This window comes from Adhaeribacter radiodurans, from assembly GCF_014075995.1.
Taxonomy (GTDB): domain Bacteria; phylum Bacteroidota; class Bacteroidia; order Cytophagales; family Hymenobacteraceae; genus Adhaeribacter; species Adhaeribacter radiodurans.
Genome location: NZ_CP055153.1, coordinates 4,881,066 through 4,897,485, shown reverse-complemented (window position 1 = coordinate 4,897,485; position 16,420 = coordinate 4,881,066). Strand labels below are relative to the sequence as shown.

The window sequence follows — 16,420 nt, the reverse complement described above, 5'->3', positions numbered from 1 at the left end:
TAAGTATTTAGCCCGGGTAATTATTTCTGCTTATCTGATTTTACCTGATATATGAATAAAGTTTTAGCCAGGTTTGGACCGTTTTTCGGGCTGCTGTTTGTTATTATTCTGTTTACCATTCTTTGTCCGCCGCAGTTTAATTCTTTTTATAACGTAAAAACCATACTTACCCAAAGTGTAATCGTCGGAATTGCAGCTTTCGGCATGACCATGGTTATTATTTCCGGTGGTATTGATTTAAGCGTAGGTTCCCAAATTGCCTTAGGTACAGTGGTAATTGCTACGGTTATGAATCTAGGAGGAGGACCGGAAGTTACTTCGGTGGGCGGGGCGCTGCCTTTATTAGCAGCTGTGGCCGCGATTGGTGCCTGTGCTTTATGCGGCTTAATTATTGGGTCGTTTATTTCGCGGTTCAACATTGTGCCTTTTATTGTAACCTTGGGCATGATGCAGATTGCCCGTGGAGTAGCAAAATGGATCGGGAAAGAACAAACTATCAGTACTCCCTCTAACTGGTTGCAAGATTTAATGTTATTGGATCCGGAACCCTCCTGGTTGATTTTTGCGCCGGGAGTTTGGATAACTGTATTATTATTTGCTTTACTGGCTGTACTCTTAAAATATACGGTTTTTGGCCGTCATATTTTTGCTATTGGCTCTAATGAATTAACGGCCCGGCTTTGCGGTATTAAAGTAAATGTAAACAAAGCCATGATTTACACCGTGAGTTCGGTATTTGCTGGTATTGCTTCGGTAATGCAGTATAGTAACTTAACCGTTGGTGACCCTACCGCTGCTAATGGCATGGAGCTCGATATTATTGCTGCCGTAGTAATTGGCGGTGGCTCTTTAAGTGGTGGCGAGGGTAGTGCCCTAGGTTCTATAATAGGGGCTTTAATTATGGCAGTTTTGCGGAATGGCTGCAATATGTTAGGATTACCTAATTACGTGCAGGAAATAATCATCGGAATAATAATAGTAGGAGCTGTTTTAATTGACCGCTTAAAACACCGGGTAAACGTATAAAAACAGCTATTTAAATAAGAAAGCCAGGCGAAAGATTCTTGATATGAAATATCTTTCGCCCGGCTTTTTCTATGGTATCTAACCAAAACCTAAACTTTGTAAAAAACTAAGAGAAACTACTTACAATTAAGTATTTCTACAAAAGGAGCTTTAATTAAAATATATATTAAATTGTTGATTATTAATAAATTATTTAGATAGTGAACAGCTAATAACCAATAACCACTTATATTTTCTCTTTAGTTAATTGACCATTCACGTTCCGCCAGATATTCAAAGGATTACTATTTTGTAGTTCTGCGGGTAACACAGTATCCGGAAAATCTTGGTAGCAAATAGGACGGCTAAACCGGTAAATAGCGGCTGTTCCCACTGAAGTAGTACGTGCATCCGTAGTAGCTGGGAAAGGACCCCCGTGCACCATAGAGGCGCAAACTTCTACCCCGGTCGGAAAACCATTTATTAGTAAGCGACCAACTTTACGTTCTAAAATAGAAATAAGATCGGCATATTCTACTAAGTCTTCTGGAGTAGCTTGTAAAGTGGCCGTTAAGTGCCCATGTAAACCGTTGGCGATAGCCATTAATTCTTCTTTGCCCGTTGCCGAAATATAAACGGTAGATGGTCCGAAAACTTCCTCGCCAATTTCCGGAGTAGCCAAAAAGGTAGCTGCATCAGCCCTTAATAAATGCGGCGTGCCGCCACAAACGCTCTCATTGCTTACACCTGTAGCCAATACTGATACCCCGGCAGTTTGCGTTAACTTTTGAATACCGGCATCAAAAGCTTTTTTAATATTAGGAGTTAGCATGGTACCAGCCGTTAAACCAGTAAATGCCTCGGTTGTTTTATTTAAAAATTGCTCTGATTCTACCGATTGCTGAGCCACCACTAAACCTGGATTCGTACAAAACTGACCTACGCCCAACGTTACCGAAGTGGCAAGTCCTTGGGCTAAATTAGCGCCGCGTTCTTTTAACGCGCCTGGTAATATAAAAACCGGATTGGTACTGCCCATTTCGGCATATACCGGAATAGGTTCTGGCCGGCGCGCGGCTGCGTCAAAAAGAGCTTTGCCGCCCCGGTAAGAGCCGGTAAAACCAATGGCTTTAATAAGAGGATGTTCTACCAAAGCCATACCTACTGCCGTGGATTGGCCGTGTACCATCGAAAATACTCCCTCGGGCATGTTAGAAGCCCGAGCTGCCCGCAGCACCGCTTCGGCAATTAACTGCGAAGTTCCCGGATGAGCCGGGTGACCTTTTACAACTACCGTACAACCTGCCGCCAATGCCGATGCCGTATCGCCGCCCGCTACTGAAAAAGCCAACGGAAAATTACTCGCCCCAAAAATGCCAACCGGACCTAAAGCAATGTTCATGCGCCGCAAGTCCGATTTAGGTAAAGGTTTTCGGTCGGGTACAGCCGTATCAATGGTAGCATCTATCCAGGAACCTTCCCGTAACAAACCGGCAAACATATTTAATTGCCCAACGGTGCGTCCTCTTTCTCCTTGCAAACGAGCCTCGGGTAAACCAGATTCTCCCTGGCAAAGAGTTATTAGCGCGTCGCCTAAGTTCACTATTTCTTCGCCAATTTTCTGCAGGAAATCGGCCCGTTCCGCTCCGGTCTTTTTCCGGTAAACTAAAAAGGCAGCTTCTGCTTTCTCTACGGCGGCGGCTACTTCTTCCGGGGTACTTTCCGTAAAGTCAGTGGTTAGCCATTCGCCTTTAGCCGGGTTAAACGCCCGGAATGTATTAGATTGTTGGGGAGAAACTTCTGTTAATATATTATTATCTGCCATGGTTATCGTATTTAAGGTTTAGGGGCCTCGCATTTAAAGGTCACCAAAAATAAAAATTTACTAATTACGTGCTTTTTTAACAATAAGCTGTTGTGAATCTACCTTACAGTGGCTGGAGAGAGGTAAGGTAAATGCTGATAACTTCTCGTTTCCTTTATATAAATTGGTTTACCGCACGTAGTTAATTAATATGCCGATGTGGTCAATACTAATCTGGATTTCGTCGCCACTGGCTAAAGTAAAATCATTGGGTGGTATAATGCCGGTACCGGTCATTAAGTATACTCCGTGAGTAAAGCTGCATTCCCGGAACAAAAAGTCTACTAATTCATGGTGGTTACGCTTAATTTGGTTAATGCTGATTGTGTCGGAAAATACAGTTTTTCCTTTCCGGGCAATTTCAAGACTAATGTTAGCATCCGGATCAATTTTGTTTTCAGCAATGTATAAACCGGGGCCTATAGCCGCACTGGCATCATAAGTTTTTGCCTGAGGTAAATACAAGGGGTTTTCGCCTTCAATACTGCGGGAACTCATATCGTTGCCGATAGTATAGCCCGCTATCTGGCCTTTGCTGTTAATAAAAAGCGTAAGCTCTGGTTCCGGAACATCCCAGGTAGAATCTTTCCGGATATTAACCTGACCTAAATGACCAACCGTACGGGCAGCCGTAGCTTTAAAAAATAATTCCGGACGTTCCGCGTCGTAAACCCGGTCGTAGAAATCTCCCCCTCCAGCATCTTTCGATTCTTCCATCCGGGCATTTTTACTGCGGTAATACGTTACTCCGGAGGCCCAAATTTCTTGTCGTACAATAGGTACTAATAATTCATCCGCGAGTAATTGCGCACCGTTTGTTTCCGGACGAAGCCGGCTTATTTCTGATTTAACCTCCTCATACAAGTTTTCCCGGTTGATAAATCTATCCCAGTCTGTATCCTGCGAAAGATAAAAAGTTTGATCTTCTTCGAGTAAAATGCCGGTCTTAAGACGATATAATTTCATAGTTCTTTTCTGTTTTTAAATACGAAGCATTAAATATAGGGGAGCGATACTAAAAATTTGTATGAATTAACTATTATTTTATGCAAGCGGGAATTATTAATACTTTCCTTAACCGCTACTAATACCAAATAGTAAAAAGTACCTTCGATAGTTCAAGCCCCACAGTCTTTACAACAGGATTGTTAGAAATAGAAGTTTAAAACAGTTTTTTCTGCTTATTCCCGTCATCCTGGAAGGATCTAACCAATTTAGAGTGACTGCCGCAAGGTTGTCTGGAAAGTTATAGTAGGTAATTCCCTTTACTTCCAACCATCCGTTCTTCTTTTCTGCCGGTTAGTTCCTTTCAGGATGACTAAAGTGAAAGAAGTAGCTACTATCAATCTATTGTTCAGGCAAGTTTTCAATATTCCTGTTTTCAATACCTACCGGATTGACTTCTTTCTAATATTCTCTTATGGTAATTTGTAAATACTACCTGGTATAAATAGGATGGTTGAAGTTGGAAGGATTAAAACGGATAATACCGCATTGAATTTATTGGACAAAGACTATAATAGCAGGCTTAAATTAAATAAAAAGCCGCCGCTATTTAAGGAAAATAGCGGCGGCAAATAAAGTTCTTAGGTAAATATGCTTATTGCGTTTTAATCTTCGAAGTGTTAGACCATCTTCTTTGGCCTCTATTGTTACTTCTGTTTTTGGCCGTGGCTACTTCTTTTTTAACATTGGATACCGACAAAGCTGGTTGCGCAAGAAGAGTCATCGGATAAGGATGATCATTTATGACCGGGATAGTTTTTGAAATAAGCTTATTTATATCGCGGAGATAAAGTTGTTCTTCGGCGTCGCAAAAAGACCAGGCAATGCCATTATTGCCTGCCCGGCCAGTACGGCCAATCCGGTGTACGTAGGTTTCGGGTACGTTGGGTAATTCAAAATTAATAACGTGCGTTAATTCTTCCACGTCAATGCCGCGGGCCGCGATATCGGTAGCTACCAGAACGCGGGTTTGTCGGGTCTTAAAATTTGTTAAAGCTCGTTGCCGGGCATTTTGCGACTTATTGCCGTGAATAGCTTCTGCTCCAATTCCAGCGCGATTTAAATCTTTAGCTACTTTATCGGCTCCGTGCTTGGTACGGGTAAAAATAAGCGCAGTTTCAATAGAAGAATCGCCTAAGAGATGAATTAATAAAGGCTTTTTATTTTCTTTCTGAACGTAATAAACCGCCTGGTCAATGGTATGTGCCGTTGAGGAAACAGGAGTTACTTCTACTTTAACCGGATTTACTAAAATAGTATCGGCAAGTTTTACAATTTCAGGCGGCATGGTGGCCGAAAAAAACAAAGATTGCCGTTTTACCGGAAGCTTGGCAATAACTTTCTTCACGTCGTGTACAAAACCCATATCCAGCATCCGATCGGCTTCATCGAGAACAAACAGGTTTAATTGCTGCAGGCTTATAAATCCTTGATTCATTAAATCGAGCAAGCGGCCGGGAGTAGCAATTAAAATATCTACGCCGGCGCGTAAAGCATCGGTTTGCGCTTTTTGCGGTACACCGCCAAATATAACCCGGTGCCGTAGGTTCGTATGCTGACCATAAGCAGTAAAACTTTCCCCAATTTGAATAGCCAATTCCCGGGTTGGGGTTAAAATTAAGGCTTTTATAGGCCGGTAACTTTTGGTAGGGGTTTGTTGGTTGTGTAATAATTGGATGATAGGAATAGCAAAAGCGGCTGTTTTCCCTGTACCCGTTTGGGCACAACCTAATAAATCTTGTTTCTTTAATATAATAGGAATAGATTTTTCCTGAATAGGAGTAGGATGAGTATATCCTTCGGTTTGTAATGCCTTTAAGATAGGCTCAATTATCTGTAAATCTGTAAATAACATTCTTGTTTTTTCTTGAATAGCTGCCTGTTTTTACCTTAATTATTTAAAGCTAATTCAGGCGAGATGGTAATTTGTGTGTTAAAGTATTAAAATAAATTTAATTTGCTCTGTAATGATAAGTATATTGTTAAACGTATGGTTCAATATGGCTAGTAACTAATTCGTTTTATATTCTATATAAAATAAAAAAGGTAGATAAATATATCTACCTTTTCCACTTTGGTTATTTAGTAATTATTGGTTTTTTTCCCAAGCTTCGAACTGCATCGTACCAACGTTTTGGCTAAATACCTTTTTAATATTTAAGGTTTTTTCTGCGCCAACTTCTACGTTTGTATAAGAATAGGCTTGGCTGCCTAATTGATCGGACTTATTAATTACTACATAAACCAAATATTTACCCGGTTTAATTTTTTCCGTCATAACTACTCCAATTGCGCCGTATTCAGCACTAACGTAGGTTTTAGTTGTTTTATCGAAAATTCTTCCTACATAAATTTCTGATCCGGAGGCAGCAACATCATAATCGTGGTTTTCTGTTCTCCACATCCAGATGGTGCAGTTAAGAGGAGCTTTAACTGCTTTGCCACTAGTTGGATCTTGCGTGATTTTAAAAACGCCTAAGTCTACTTGAGCAGATGCTTCATCTGGATTAACTTCATCGTCTTTCTGACAACCACTAAATGAAAATACTACGAGGAGTAATAAAATGGAAAATAGATTCTTCATAAAATATTAATTAAAAGAAATAGTAATAAAGCTGGTAAGTATTAAAATAAATTAGTTTAAAAAGGAATATATTGATTTGTATATAATAAAAATCATGCCAGTAAGAAGCTATAGAGTGTTATAGAACTTTACTTTAGATAATTATTTTCTGGAATTATTATATTTAAATTTGGGTAGATAACTAAAACTAATTTGCAAAAGTTTAATTTAGAATAAGTTATTTGCTATTTTAAGTATACTGTTATATAACTTACTTTTACTTTGCTGATAAAATGCAATAATTACTAAGTTTTAACATAAGCTTGAATATTCGGATTGAGCAGATACTTTAATGCTGGCTACTATAAGATAGCTCTCATCTTTTATACAATTATTTCTAATTTTTTGCTGATTAACTGTTTAACCACCTGGTTATTTTGAGTTGCCCGTAAAGGAGTAATTTACTTTTTTAGTAGATGGATCAGGATGACTAAAACACTTGATTCTATAAAGTAGATATAAAAATAAGCGGAAATTCAATTATCAACTATGTTACACTAAAGAACATAAATAGGTACGCCTTATGTACCTGCGAACAAAAGCTACATTTTTAAAGGGAATTTTAAAGAAAGGTAATTTTACTTGGTTCGGATATTATTAGCAGTGCTGCCATCAAGTTGCTCCGCATCCCATTCGTTTTCGGCGCCAACATTACCTGCTTCTTCTTTTCCTTCGTACTCAGCATCATAAATATCGGTCTGGTTGCCGGTTAGTGGATCCGGGTTGGCATCAGGTAATACTTTGCTTTCGTCGGAATTGGTAATTTGCTCGTCTTCTTTAGGCGGTTGTACCGGTTCAGTTTTATTCGTTTCCATAATGTGGCTTTTAAAGCTTTATACGGAATTTTTTAGTTGTAAGGTGATTTATGCTTAAATTTTCAATTATTACTTGGTTTTAGGACCAATATTTAAGGCTTAAGCAGTTCTTATTCGGTTTTCAAAGTAACATTATTGGCTGGTGTTTTGCCGCCACCTTGTTTAATAGTAGCAATGGCTTTATCAATTTTATACCCCTTGTTCTGAAACTCGGGCCGGTGCATTTCCAGAATATCAATGGCTTTTTGTCGCTGATTATTTGCTAATAATGGTTGTAATTTTAACATTAACACTTTAAGAGCTTGGTCGGTGGGGGCCGCTAGTTTAACGTAGGCGTCTATTTGGTCGTCTTTGAAACCACGGAAGTTATTCAGGAGCATATTCAACCCAAAAGTTGCCAGTTCTACATCGTTCTGAACTTCGTTCTTGTAAGGGTAATCAGGGTATTTGGTTAAAAACTGGGTATATACTTCGGGATCGCCGCTATCGGTATACAAAATGTAAATCTTATTCCAGGCTTCATATATTTTCTTGCTGGTTGGGTATTTCTGAATGTAGCGCTCGTACTCGGGAATGGAAGGAAAAGAAGTATACTTGGCAAAGATACTGTCTTCGGCTACTTTCACGTATTTACTATCCGGATTATTGGTAATATAAGCTTCGTAACTGGTTTCAGTATCGTCGGCGGTTAAGTGCTTAAACAAAGCTAATTCGTATTTTTCTTTGGCTTCTTCTATGTAAGGGCTTTCCGGATACGTTTCAATAAAGTATTTATATGCCTTGTGATCCTTTGATTCGGTAACTTTGGTATATATCAGCTTGTCGTACTTCTTTTTAATCTCAGCTTTGTTCTTGGAGTTCGGGTACTTTTTAAGAAAAGCACTGTAAGCTTTATCAGTATTTTCGCGCAAGGTTTCCTGAAAAGTTAATTCTTCTTTTAATTCATTGGCCTTATCCAGGTAAAGCGAAGTTTTGTGAATGTCGATGTATTCCTGAACCGCTTCTATTGTGTTTTTTTTCACTACTTCGGCGAATACCAGCGAATCAATCCGGTTTTGCAAGTCCGTTATAGCTTGTTCGTCGATCTTAGCTTTCAGCAGCTTCTTTTTTACTTTTTCGTTCGCTAATGGGTAGGCCCCCTTGGCATTTACAACATGAACATACGCTTTTTCGAGGTTAAAGGAATTGTAATCGGGTAGGCTAAGCAATTTGCTCATCCCGTATAAAGCGGCCACATCATCCGGATTTTCTGTTAAAGATTTATCAAAAATGGTAAATGCCTTATCGTATTTTTTCTTTTGCAAAGCCTCCAAACCATCGTCAAAAGCAAAGGCTTGCCCGAAGATGCAGGCTGTAAATAATAAAGTAAATATAAACCGTAATTGCGCGCGCATGAAGGAAAAAATAAAAACTTTGTATAAAGTAATACTATATTTAAGAACCTACAAAATAGAAACTTACAAATGATGAAGTATAGTTTATCATACTGCTAAAACTATTCCATGGTTTTAAGTATTAATACAAACGAATATTTATTGGCAGCTTGTTTATTACTATTAAAACCAAAGAAAAATCTGTACCGAAGTTTAACAAAATTTCTATAGCTTTTTATTCACAAAATCCAAAGAAAATCAACGATTAAGGTTTTAACCGGGGTTTAGTAAGTCTACTTCTCTACCAAAGTTTAACTTAGCCGGGTAGTTCGGTAAATTCCAGGATGTGGCCATCGGGATCGGTAAGGAAAATTTGCCACATACCATCCGGCCGTTTTTTAGGACCCATAAAGGTTAATCTGGCGCTGCGTAAATGGGCTTCGGTTTCCTGAATGGAGGCTACTTTTAAGGCGAAATGATTTCCGCGATGGTGGCTATGTACGGCTTGGTTCCGGTCGCCGATTAGGTGCAGTTCCTGGAGTGGCCCTAACGCAAACCAAGCACCCGGAAAGTCAAAAGCAGGACGCGGCAGCGAACGGAAACCTAATAAGTCGCCGTAAAAGTGGCAACTGGCCACAACATCCTGCACGTGGAGCGCAACGTGGTTTAGTTCTAGTACGGTAAGCATGAATGGTAGTAGTTTTAAAATTTTGTTATAACCAGATTCTTTTCAGGTTGTCAGTAAATCGTTTTTAATCAACAATTCCCGTAAAACGGGTTGTACCTGCTGCTGGATATGTTCGTTTGCGAAAAGCATAAAACCAACCGGCGAAGTAACATCTAATTTCGGATTAAGCAGCTCGCCTAACTCATTTGTAATAATAATGCCAGCTTCGCTGCCGATTAAATGGGCGGCAACATCGTACGGATGGCAAACCAAACCAATTGTCTTACCCTCGCGGGCCAGCCGGTTGTAAAGCAATGGCCGGAGGTCGGCAATAAAACGGTCGTGGCCCATTAATACTTCGTACAATTGCCCGCCGCTCGAAATATATTGGTCTTCAAACAAAATGGCTTTACCTGCGGGCATATCCGGTGCTAAAATCTGAATTAATTCATCATCTAACTGAGCTAATATAGACCGGCCCGGAGGAAAGAAACGCGCAATTTGGCTAAAGCCTCCTACAATAGTTTTAGCTTTAGAAGGAGATATATTCCGGGGAAAAAATTCGTTTGATTTTAAATCGCGGGTAAAAGCATGGGCACCTTTATTTTTAATGGCCCACAAGGTATCGCTCAAAAACGAACGGGAAGTGGGAAGTTCCGTCATTACGGCTACTTCAATATCCTGTAAACAAGTTTCCGGCCCGTTATTGGGCGCGGCACCGGCCAGAAAAAAAGCTGACCGCTTATCGTACATAATACCTCTGGTTCCATCAATGGGGTCAATAATCAGCCGGATTTGTGCTTGTTCCGAAGGCAACCCCTCTGGCAGTACCATTTCGTTAACGCCTTCCATAATTAATACAATACCGCCTAATTGTGGGGCATAACTCGTTAACTGAGGAATTAAAACTTCTTCTACGTCGCGGTCAATCTGGTAAATGGTATCATCTTCGCCTTCTTTATAAACGGCGCTTAGTGCTTCCGTCGAACTCTGCCTAAGCGACTGGTGAACTTTCCGGCACACGGCTTCCCCGAGTTCGCAAAGAATATTTTTTATTAATTCGTGATTCATGCTTAGTAGGTGAATAGCCAATATCCGGAATTTGCACAGCAAATTAAAATTTCTTTGAAGTACCAGATTAGCACTTTAAGTAAACAAACGGCATTTAAATGGTACTCTTGTGCCGCCAGCGCAGTAAAGTTAAGGAGTAAGGCGAGCTATATAAAACCATAACCCAATAAAGTTATTCAACTGGTTTGATAAACTGCAAAAGAATAATCCTGTAAATTGCTGCCGAATAGTTAATTTCTATTTCGTACAAAAAGTTTTCAGATTACCGCTACCATAATGACCAAAGAGCAGTTATTCGACCAGATTAAAAAGAAACAATCGTATTTATGCGTGGGTTTAGATACCGACCTGCACAAAATACCCGCCCATTTACGCGATTTGGAAGACCCCATTTTTGAATTTAACCGGCAAATTATTGATGCCACCGCAGATTTCTGCGTGGCTTATAAACCGAATATTGCCTTTTATGAAGCTCTTGGTCCCAAAGGCTGGATTAGTTTGGAAAAAACCTTAAACTACATTCCTAAGGATATTTTTACCATTGCCGATGCCAAGCGGGGCGATATTGGCAATACTTCTGAACTTTATGCCCGGGCTTTTTTCGAAAATTTAAATTTTGATTCGATTACCGTAGCTCCTTACATGGGCGAAGATTCTGTTAAACCATTTTTGTTAAAAGCCGATAAATGGGTGATTTTACTGGCGCTTACCTCAAACCCAGGCAGTGCCGATTTTCAGTTACTGCAAACCGATGACGGCACCGACGATTTTTCCCGTTGCTTATTTGAGAATGTATTAAATACAAGTAAAGCCTGGGCTACCGATGAACAATTAATGTACGTAGTAGGTGCTACCCGGCCCGATTTTATCGAGCGGGTGCGGGAGATAGTTCCAAACCATTTTTTACTGGTGCCGGGAGTAGGTGCCCAGGGAGGAAGCCTGGCCGATATTTCGCGTTTAGGCATGAACCAACAATGCGGGTTGCTCGTAAACTCGTCGCGGAATATTATTTACGCTTCTAATAACACCGACTTTGCCGAAAAAGCCCGGGCTGCTGCTTTATTGATTCAACAGGAAATGGCCGGTTACTTAACTAAATATCTGGCAAAGTAACAGTTTGGCTGAACCGGTTTGTACCATAAAAAATTAAAAGTGTGAACGGAACGCCTCCCTTTAAAGAAGATTTTCTGCATTATGTATGGCAGCAACAGTATTTCGATAAAGCCGGATTGGTTACCTCGCACAAGGAAGAATTACACGTACTAAAACCCGGGTTTTACAATACCAATGCCGGCCCGGATTTTACAGATGCCCGCCTCCGCATAGGAGCCGAAGAATGGAATGGCAGTGTGGAGATTCATGTTTATGCCTCTGATTGGGAAAAGCACAACCACCAAACCGACCCTAAATACAACCAGGTAATTTTGCACGTGGTTTGGGAAGATGACAAACCGGCTCAACGCGCCGATGGTACGGTTATTCCCACCATAGCTTTACGCGGCCGGATTCCGCTGCATTTGGTACACACCTATCAGCAATTTTTAGAGAATCGGGATGAGATTCCGTGTAGCCCTTTTGCGCCGCAAGTTCCCGGTTTAATTAAAATTAGCATGCAGGAGCGGGTCCGGATGGAACGGCTGCAAGCAAAAGCCGACCGGGTACTAGCCTTATTAACGGTTACTCAAAACAATTGGGAAGAAACCTGTTATGCCTGGCTACTGAGTAATTTCGGCTTTAAAATAAACCAAACGGGCATGCTGCGGCTCGCTAAGGTTTTACCTTACACTATATTACGTAAGCATCGGCACCAGTTAATCGCGCTAGAAGCATTGTTATTTGGGCAGGCTGGTTTTTTGCAGCCCGATGCTCCGGATGATTACGGGCGTACCTTGTTCCAGGAATTTACTTTTCTACAACATAAATATGCGTTGCCCGCTGGCTTAAAACGTGCCGATTGGAACTTTCTGCGGCTCCGACCGGCAAATTTTCCCACCGTAAGGCTGGCGCAATTTGCCGCTTTGCTGCACCAGCAAGAACACTTGTTTGCCAATTTACTCGCGGCTGACTCTATTACTGCCTGGCAAGGCTACTTCCAGGTAAAATCATCCGAGTACTGGCAAACGCATGTATTACTGGGCCAGGAGACCAGACATGCGCCTAAAGGTTTGGGTAAAAGCAGCATCCACTTATTATTAATAAATGCCGTGGCTCCGTTATTAGTAGCATATGGCAAGTATAAAAACGAAGATAATTACGTAGAAAAAGCGATTGCCTTACTGGAGCAATTACCTCCGGAAGATAATCGTATTACCCGTTTGTATACAGGTTTAAATTTTTATCACCAAAATGCCGCCGATTCGCAGGCGTTACTACAACTAAACCAATTGTATTGTGCCCCGCGAAACTGCCTGCAATGCAGTATTGGTAATTTTATTTTAAAGAAAAACCAACCCGCCAGATGAATGTATGGTATTTCCTGGCCAATATTTTACCAATTGGAGTTTTATCTTACCGGTGGTGGAATCAACAAACAACACCTTTCTTAAAGATTATTTTCTGGCCTGCATTCTTGTTTAAACTGAGTTGCGGGTTATTGGTAGGTTGGCTTTACCAGCATTATTTAAGCGGAGGGGATACGTTCGTTTATCAAAGTCAAGCCGAAATTCTAAGCCGATATGCTTCGCAAGACCCACGTAATTACCTGAGTTTTTTACTAACCGGCGAGTACCAGAGCGTATATTTATACGATGTAATGAAGTACCGGGAGTATTCCAATTCTTTCTTTATGGTGCTGCTGCTGCACTTTTTAAATTTTATTACCGGTTATAACTACTATTTAAATGCAGTTTACTTTTCGTTGTTTAGTTTTTTCGGCTGCTGGCAACTAACGGTAATTATTACTAAAATTTTTCCGGTTACCAAAGTGGCGGTGGCTTTGGCTTTTTTGTTTTTCCCATCGGTAGTTTTTTGGTCGTCAGGAGTGTTAAAAGAAAGTATTTTAGTGGGTAGTACGGCCTGGCTGCTTGCCGTGGTGCTGCAACTGGTTTATCTGCCTGATAAGAACAAAGTATTTGCGCGCAGCATAATTTTACTAATTGCCGTGTTTATTTGCTTTAAAATCCGATTTTATTTCGCCGTAGCTTATTTCCCGTTATTAGCCGGTTTTGCTCTTGTGGAGATGGCTGCCCGCCAGTGGCACCTAACTGGGAAACAAAAACTTTTCTTTTATCTTAGTGCCTTACTGGTTTTAGGTGTAGGTGCTTCATTTTTACACGAAGCGGTAAACCTGGATTATTTCTTTCGGGAGGTAATAAACAGCTACCAGACCTCCCGGTTAGCTACCACCCGCCAAGCCTTTATCGATTTACCTAATTTAAAACCCACTTTCGCGAGTTTAATTCAATACGCCCCAAAAGCAATTAGCAGCGCTATTTTCCGTCCTATTATCGGTGAAATAAATTCCGTGGAATACCTGTTAACCGGACTAGAAAATTTATTGATATTGTTTCTGGCGGTAATTAGCTTACTTTCTTTTTGGAAGCATAAACCCATTCTGCCGATTACTTTAGTAATTTCCCTGCTTATTTATATTCTTTTACTGGCCGCATTAATTGGTTTTTCTACTGCCAATTTAGGTTCGGTGAGCCGTTACAAGGTAGCCTTTTTGCCTTTTTTGTTGTACTTACTATTACAAACCGGGGCTAATTTAAAAATAATAAATCGACTGGAAAGTTGGGTTAATCGCCTGTTAACTATTAAAGTGAATTAAATCAGGAGTTGTAAGCCGGTTCGGAAAGCATTACCTTTGCGGTTTATTTATCATAAAGTATGGGGCGTACTTGTTTTAACAGCATGCATAACCTTTAGCAAGTTTAAACCCGGTTACTTTTAACTTTTATTGATTTATGGAAAATCCTGTAATTATATTAGGTGCTCAAAAACTGGGCGTTGTGGCGTTAGATATTTTTCAAAGCAATAACGTAATTGTATACTGTTTTTTGGACGATGAGGTGAAACTGCACCAAACGGAGGTAAACGGTATTACCATAATGGGTACAACCGACGACCCGGAGTTTTTAAAAATTTTGGGTAAAAAATGCGAGGTTTTTGTAGCCGCTGAGGAAACCGCTACCCGCAAAAGTTTGATAAATTTACTAAAAGAAGAGTACCAGGCCATACCGGTAAATGCCATTCATAAGTTTACTTCGGTGTCGGAACATGCCTGGCTGGGCCACGGTAATTTAATAAACGCCGGAGTTGTAATAAATGCCAATGCCCGCATTAACAATAATTGCATTATTAATTCTAATGCCCTAGTAGATTCTGGAGCGCAAATTGCCGATTTTGTGCAGATTGGTGCCGGAGCTATTATAAGTGCCGACGTGGAAGTAGAAGAAAGCGCCTTTATTGGAGCGGGCGCGGTAGTAGTAGCCGGTATAAAAATCGGGAAAAAAGGTCGGGTAGGAGCCGGAGCCGTAGTAGTAGCCAATGTTCCGGCCAATCAAACGGTTTTCGGTAACCCGGCACAAAAAGTTTAAAACCTTTGTTTAGCTGATTACCTTAGAAGAAAATTTAAAATTTATTTAGAAATCTAATTTCCAATATCTAAAATCAAAAAAAGATACACTCGGTCTGAAACCAAGCTTTGTATGAAAAATTATAGTATTTTACTTTATTACTGCTACACTTCCATTGCCGATCCGGAAACCTTCCGGGAAGAACACCACCGCCTTTGTTTGTCTTTAAATTTGCGGGGCCGGATAATTGTGGCTGCCGAAGGCTTAAACGGAACTGTTTCGGGCTTACGCCAAGACTGCGAAAAGTACATGGAAATGGTGAAAGCTGATCCGCGTTTTGCTGAAATTGACTTTAAGGTTGACGCAGCGGAGAAACACGCTTTTGCCAAATTACACGTGCGCCACAAACCAGAAATAGTACACAGTAAACTACACCACATAGACCCAAACAAACGCACCGGAGTTCATCTGGAGCCAACTGAATTTAAGCAAATGAAAGACCAGCCGGATGTAGTAGTTCTGGACGTGCGCTCCGATTACGAGCATTCGGTAGGTCGATTTAAAAACTCGGTTACTTTACCCATCGAAAATTTCCGCGATTTTCCGGAGAAGATTGAGGAATTAAAAGAAAAATATAAGGGCAAGAAAATCTTAACGTATTGCACCGGAGGCATTAAGTGCGAAAAAGCCAGTGCCTTTTTACTGGAGCAAGGTTTTGAGAACGTGTACCAGTTACACGGGGGCATTATTAAATACGGATTCGAAGCCGGTGGCGAAGATTTTGAAGGCAAATGCTACGTGTTTGATAACCGCCTGACTGTGGATGTAAACAAAGTAAATCCAACCGTTATTTCGCAATGTTACGTGTGTGGCACTGCCAGCGACCGGATGGTGAACTGCGCCAATCCGGAGTGTAATATTCATGTGGCGATGTGCGAACAATGCGGCGAAACCATGCATGGAGCCTGCTCCGACACTTGTAAAGAGCACCCAAAAGTTCGGCTTTACGATGGTACTGGTTATTACCAGAAAGAACTGAATGGTTATAATCCCCTGAAAGGTTTAAAACGCACCAAAGCCGTTTGATACCTGCATAATTTAAGTAATAAGACACAAGTATCAAGATATTAGACACAAGACTTTATTGTGTGTTATAGGTTTACTACCAATTAAGTAAAATGTATTTCTATCAAATAGATTAAATCAATTCTGTTTCCTTACTTAAATTAAAATAAAGCCTGGTAAATTTTAAAATTTACCAGGCTTTATTTTAAACCCCCATCTTTCTTCCCACCTATTTTTTATTTTACTAGAAATTGTAATTTAGAAGACGTATTTACTAATTCAATTATCCCTACTACCTGGAGCAAGGTAGCCATTAGCAATAATTTCCAGTTTGGCTATGGATGGCCTTTTAGCGTTCCGGTGGGGCGCAGCAGCATGGCGGCGCAACGGAGTGGGTTCGCTAAATCGCCCAAAA

The 16,420-nt window shown here is 40.6% G+C and carries 14 protein-coding genes; 6 read left to right on the top strand and 8 right to left on the bottom strand.

Annotation, left to right across the window (positions count from 1 at the left end; genetic code table 11):
* Positions 1 to 51: 51 nt before the first annotated feature.
* The gene (locus HUW48_RS19475; protein WP_182412529.1) at positions 52 to 1,026 is read left to right on the top strand and encodes an ABC transporter permease; all 975 of its coding nucleotides are present in this window, start codon (positions 52 to 54) and stop codon (positions 1,024 to 1,026) included.
* A gap of 226 nt (positions 1,027 to 1,252) precedes the next feature.
* Here HUW48_RS19475 and HUW48_RS19470 read toward each other — a convergent pair whose 3' ends face one another.
* The 8 genes from HUW48_RS19470 to HUW48_RS19435 form a co-directional block, all read right to left on the bottom strand.
* Positions 1,253 to 2,830 carry an aldehyde dehydrogenase (NADP(+)) gene (locus tag HUW48_RS19470; protein WP_182412528.1) on the bottom strand — a complete coding sequence of 526 codons (1,578 nt, stop codon included), beginning with the start codon at positions 2,828 to 2,830 and terminating at the stop codon, positions 1,253 to 1,255.
* Positions 2,831 to 2,998: 168 nt separating this feature from the next.
* Positions 2,999 to 3,835, bottom strand: a complete 837-nt coding sequence (locus HUW48_RS19465; protein ID WP_182412527.1) for a fumarylacetoacetate hydrolase family protein — start codon at positions 3,833 to 3,835, stop codon at positions 2,999 to 3,001.
* 634 nt (positions 3,836 to 4,469) lie between these two features.
* On the bottom strand, positions 4,470 to 5,729 hold the full coding sequence (locus HUW48_RS19460; protein ID WP_182412526.1) for a DEAD/DEAH box helicase: 1,260 nt from the start codon (positions 5,727 to 5,729) through the stop codon (positions 4,470 to 4,472).
* A 234-nt stretch (positions 5,730 to 5,963) separates the two neighbouring features.
* Positions 5,964 to 6,458, bottom strand: coding sequence for a hypothetical protein (locus HUW48_RS19455; protein ID WP_182412525.1), 495 nt, complete (start codon positions 6,456 to 6,458; stop codon positions 5,964 to 5,966).
* Positions 6,459 to 7,075: 617 nt separating this feature from the next.
* Positions 7,076 to 7,312 carry a hypothetical protein gene (locus tag HUW48_RS19450; protein ID WP_182412524.1) on the bottom strand — a complete coding sequence of 79 codons (237 nt, stop codon included), beginning with the start codon at positions 7,310 to 7,312 and terminating at the stop codon, positions 7,076 to 7,078.
* 110 nt (positions 7,313 to 7,422) lie between these two features.
* Entirely contained in the window at positions 7,423 to 8,706 is a 1,284-nt protein-coding gene (locus tag HUW48_RS19445; RefSeq protein WP_182412523.1) for an outer membrane protein assembly factor BamD, read from the bottom strand.
* A 295-nt stretch (positions 8,707 to 9,001) separates the two neighbouring features.
* On the bottom strand, positions 9,002 to 9,373 hold the full coding sequence (locus HUW48_RS19440; RefSeq protein WP_182412522.1) for a VOC family protein: 372 nt from the start codon (positions 9,371 to 9,373) through the stop codon (positions 9,002 to 9,004).
* A 42-nt stretch (positions 9,374 to 9,415) separates the two neighbouring features.
* The gene (locus tag HUW48_RS19435; protein ID WP_182412521.1) at positions 9,416 to 10,423 is read right to left on the bottom strand and encodes an FIG domain-containing protein; all 1,008 of its coding nucleotides are present in this window, start codon (positions 10,421 to 10,423) and stop codon (positions 9,416 to 9,418) included.
* Between the two features lie 276 nt (positions 10,424 to 10,699).
* Here HUW48_RS19435 and pyrF point away from each other — a divergent pair, with 276 nt between their 5' ends.
* The 5 genes from pyrF (at position 10,700) to trhO (ending at position 16,026) form a co-directional block, all read left to right on the top strand.
* The gene (pyrF, locus tag HUW48_RS19430) at positions 10,700 to 11,536 is read left to right on the top strand and encodes an orotidine-5'-phosphate decarboxylase (RefSeq protein WP_182412520.1); all 837 of its coding nucleotides are present in this window, start codon (positions 10,700 to 10,702) and stop codon (positions 11,534 to 11,536) included.
* 41 nt (positions 11,537 to 11,577) lie between these two features.
* A complete protein-coding gene (locus HUW48_RS19425) occupies positions 11,578 to 12,885 on the top strand; it encodes a DUF2851 family protein (protein WP_182412519.1) in 1,308 nt (435 codons plus the stop codon).
* A complete protein-coding gene (locus tag HUW48_RS19420; protein WP_182412518.1) occupies positions 12,882 to 14,192 on the top strand; it encodes a hypothetical protein in 1,311 nt (436 codons plus the stop codon). Before HUW48_RS19425 ends, HUW48_RS19420 begins: the two co-directional genes overlap by 4 nt.
* Positions 14,193 to 14,328: 136 nt before the next feature.
* Positions 14,329 to 14,961: a NeuD/PglB/VioB family sugar acetyltransferase gene (locus HUW48_RS19415; RefSeq protein ID WP_182412517.1), complete on the top strand. Its 633-nt coding sequence runs from the start codon at positions 14,329 to 14,331 to the stop codon at positions 14,959 to 14,961.
* Between the two features lie 111 nt (positions 14,962 to 15,072).
* Positions 15,073 to 16,026: an oxygen-dependent tRNA uridine(34) hydroxylase TrhO gene (gene trhO / locus HUW48_RS19410; RefSeq protein WP_182412516.1), complete on the top strand. Its 954-nt coding sequence runs from the start codon at positions 15,073 to 15,075 to the stop codon at positions 16,024 to 16,026.
* The last annotated feature ends 394 nt before the right edge of the window (positions 16,027 to 16,420 follow it).

Excerpts from the sequence above, each read along its gene's own strand:
- HUW48_RS19475 (WP_182412529.1), top strand. The coding sequence starts at position 52 with ATGAATAAAGTTTTAGCCAGGTTTGGACCGTTTTTCGGGCTGCTGTTT.
- HUW48_RS19470 (WP_182412528.1), bottom strand. The coding sequence starts at position 2,830 with ATGGCAGATAATAATATATTAACAGAAGTTTCTCCCCAACAATCTAAT.
- HUW48_RS19465 (WP_182412527.1), bottom strand. The coding sequence starts at position 3,835 with ATGAAATTATATCGTCTTAAGACCGGCATTTTACTCGAAGAAGATCAA.
- HUW48_RS19460 (WP_182412526.1), bottom strand. The coding sequence starts at position 5,729 with ATGTTATTTACAGATTTACAGATAATTGAGCCTATCTTAAAGGCATTA.
- HUW48_RS19455 (WP_182412525.1), bottom strand. The coding sequence starts at position 6,458 with ATGAAGAATCTATTTTCCATTTTATTACTCCTCGTAGTATTTTCATTT.
- HUW48_RS19450 (WP_182412524.1), bottom strand. The coding sequence starts at position 7,312 with ATGGAAACGAATAAAACTGAACCGGTACAACCGCCTAAAGAAGACGAG.
- HUW48_RS19445 (WP_182412523.1), bottom strand. The coding sequence starts at position 8,706 with ATGCGCGCGCAATTACGGTTTATATTTACTTTATTATTTACAGCCTGC.
- HUW48_RS19440 (WP_182412522.1), bottom strand. The coding sequence starts at position 9,373 with ATGCTTACCGTACTAGAACTAAACCACGTTGCGCTCCACGTGCAGGAT.
- HUW48_RS19435 (WP_182412521.1), bottom strand. The coding sequence starts at position 10,423 with ATGAATCACGAATTAATAAAAAATATTCTTTGCGAACTCGGGGAAGCC.
- pyrF (WP_182412520.1), top strand. The coding sequence starts at position 10,700 with ATGACCAAAGAGCAGTTATTCGACCAGATTAAAAAGAAACAATCGTAT.
- HUW48_RS19420 (WP_182412518.1), top strand. The coding sequence starts at position 12,882 with ATGAATGTATGGTATTTCCTGGCCAATATTTTACCAATTGGAGTTTTA.
- HUW48_RS19415 (WP_182412517.1), top strand. The coding sequence starts at position 14,329 with ATGGAAAATCCTGTAATTATATTAGGTGCTCAAAAACTGGGCGTTGTG.
- trhO (WP_182412516.1), top strand. The coding sequence starts at position 15,073 with ATGAAAAATTATAGTATTTTACTTTATTACTGCTACACTTCCATTGCC.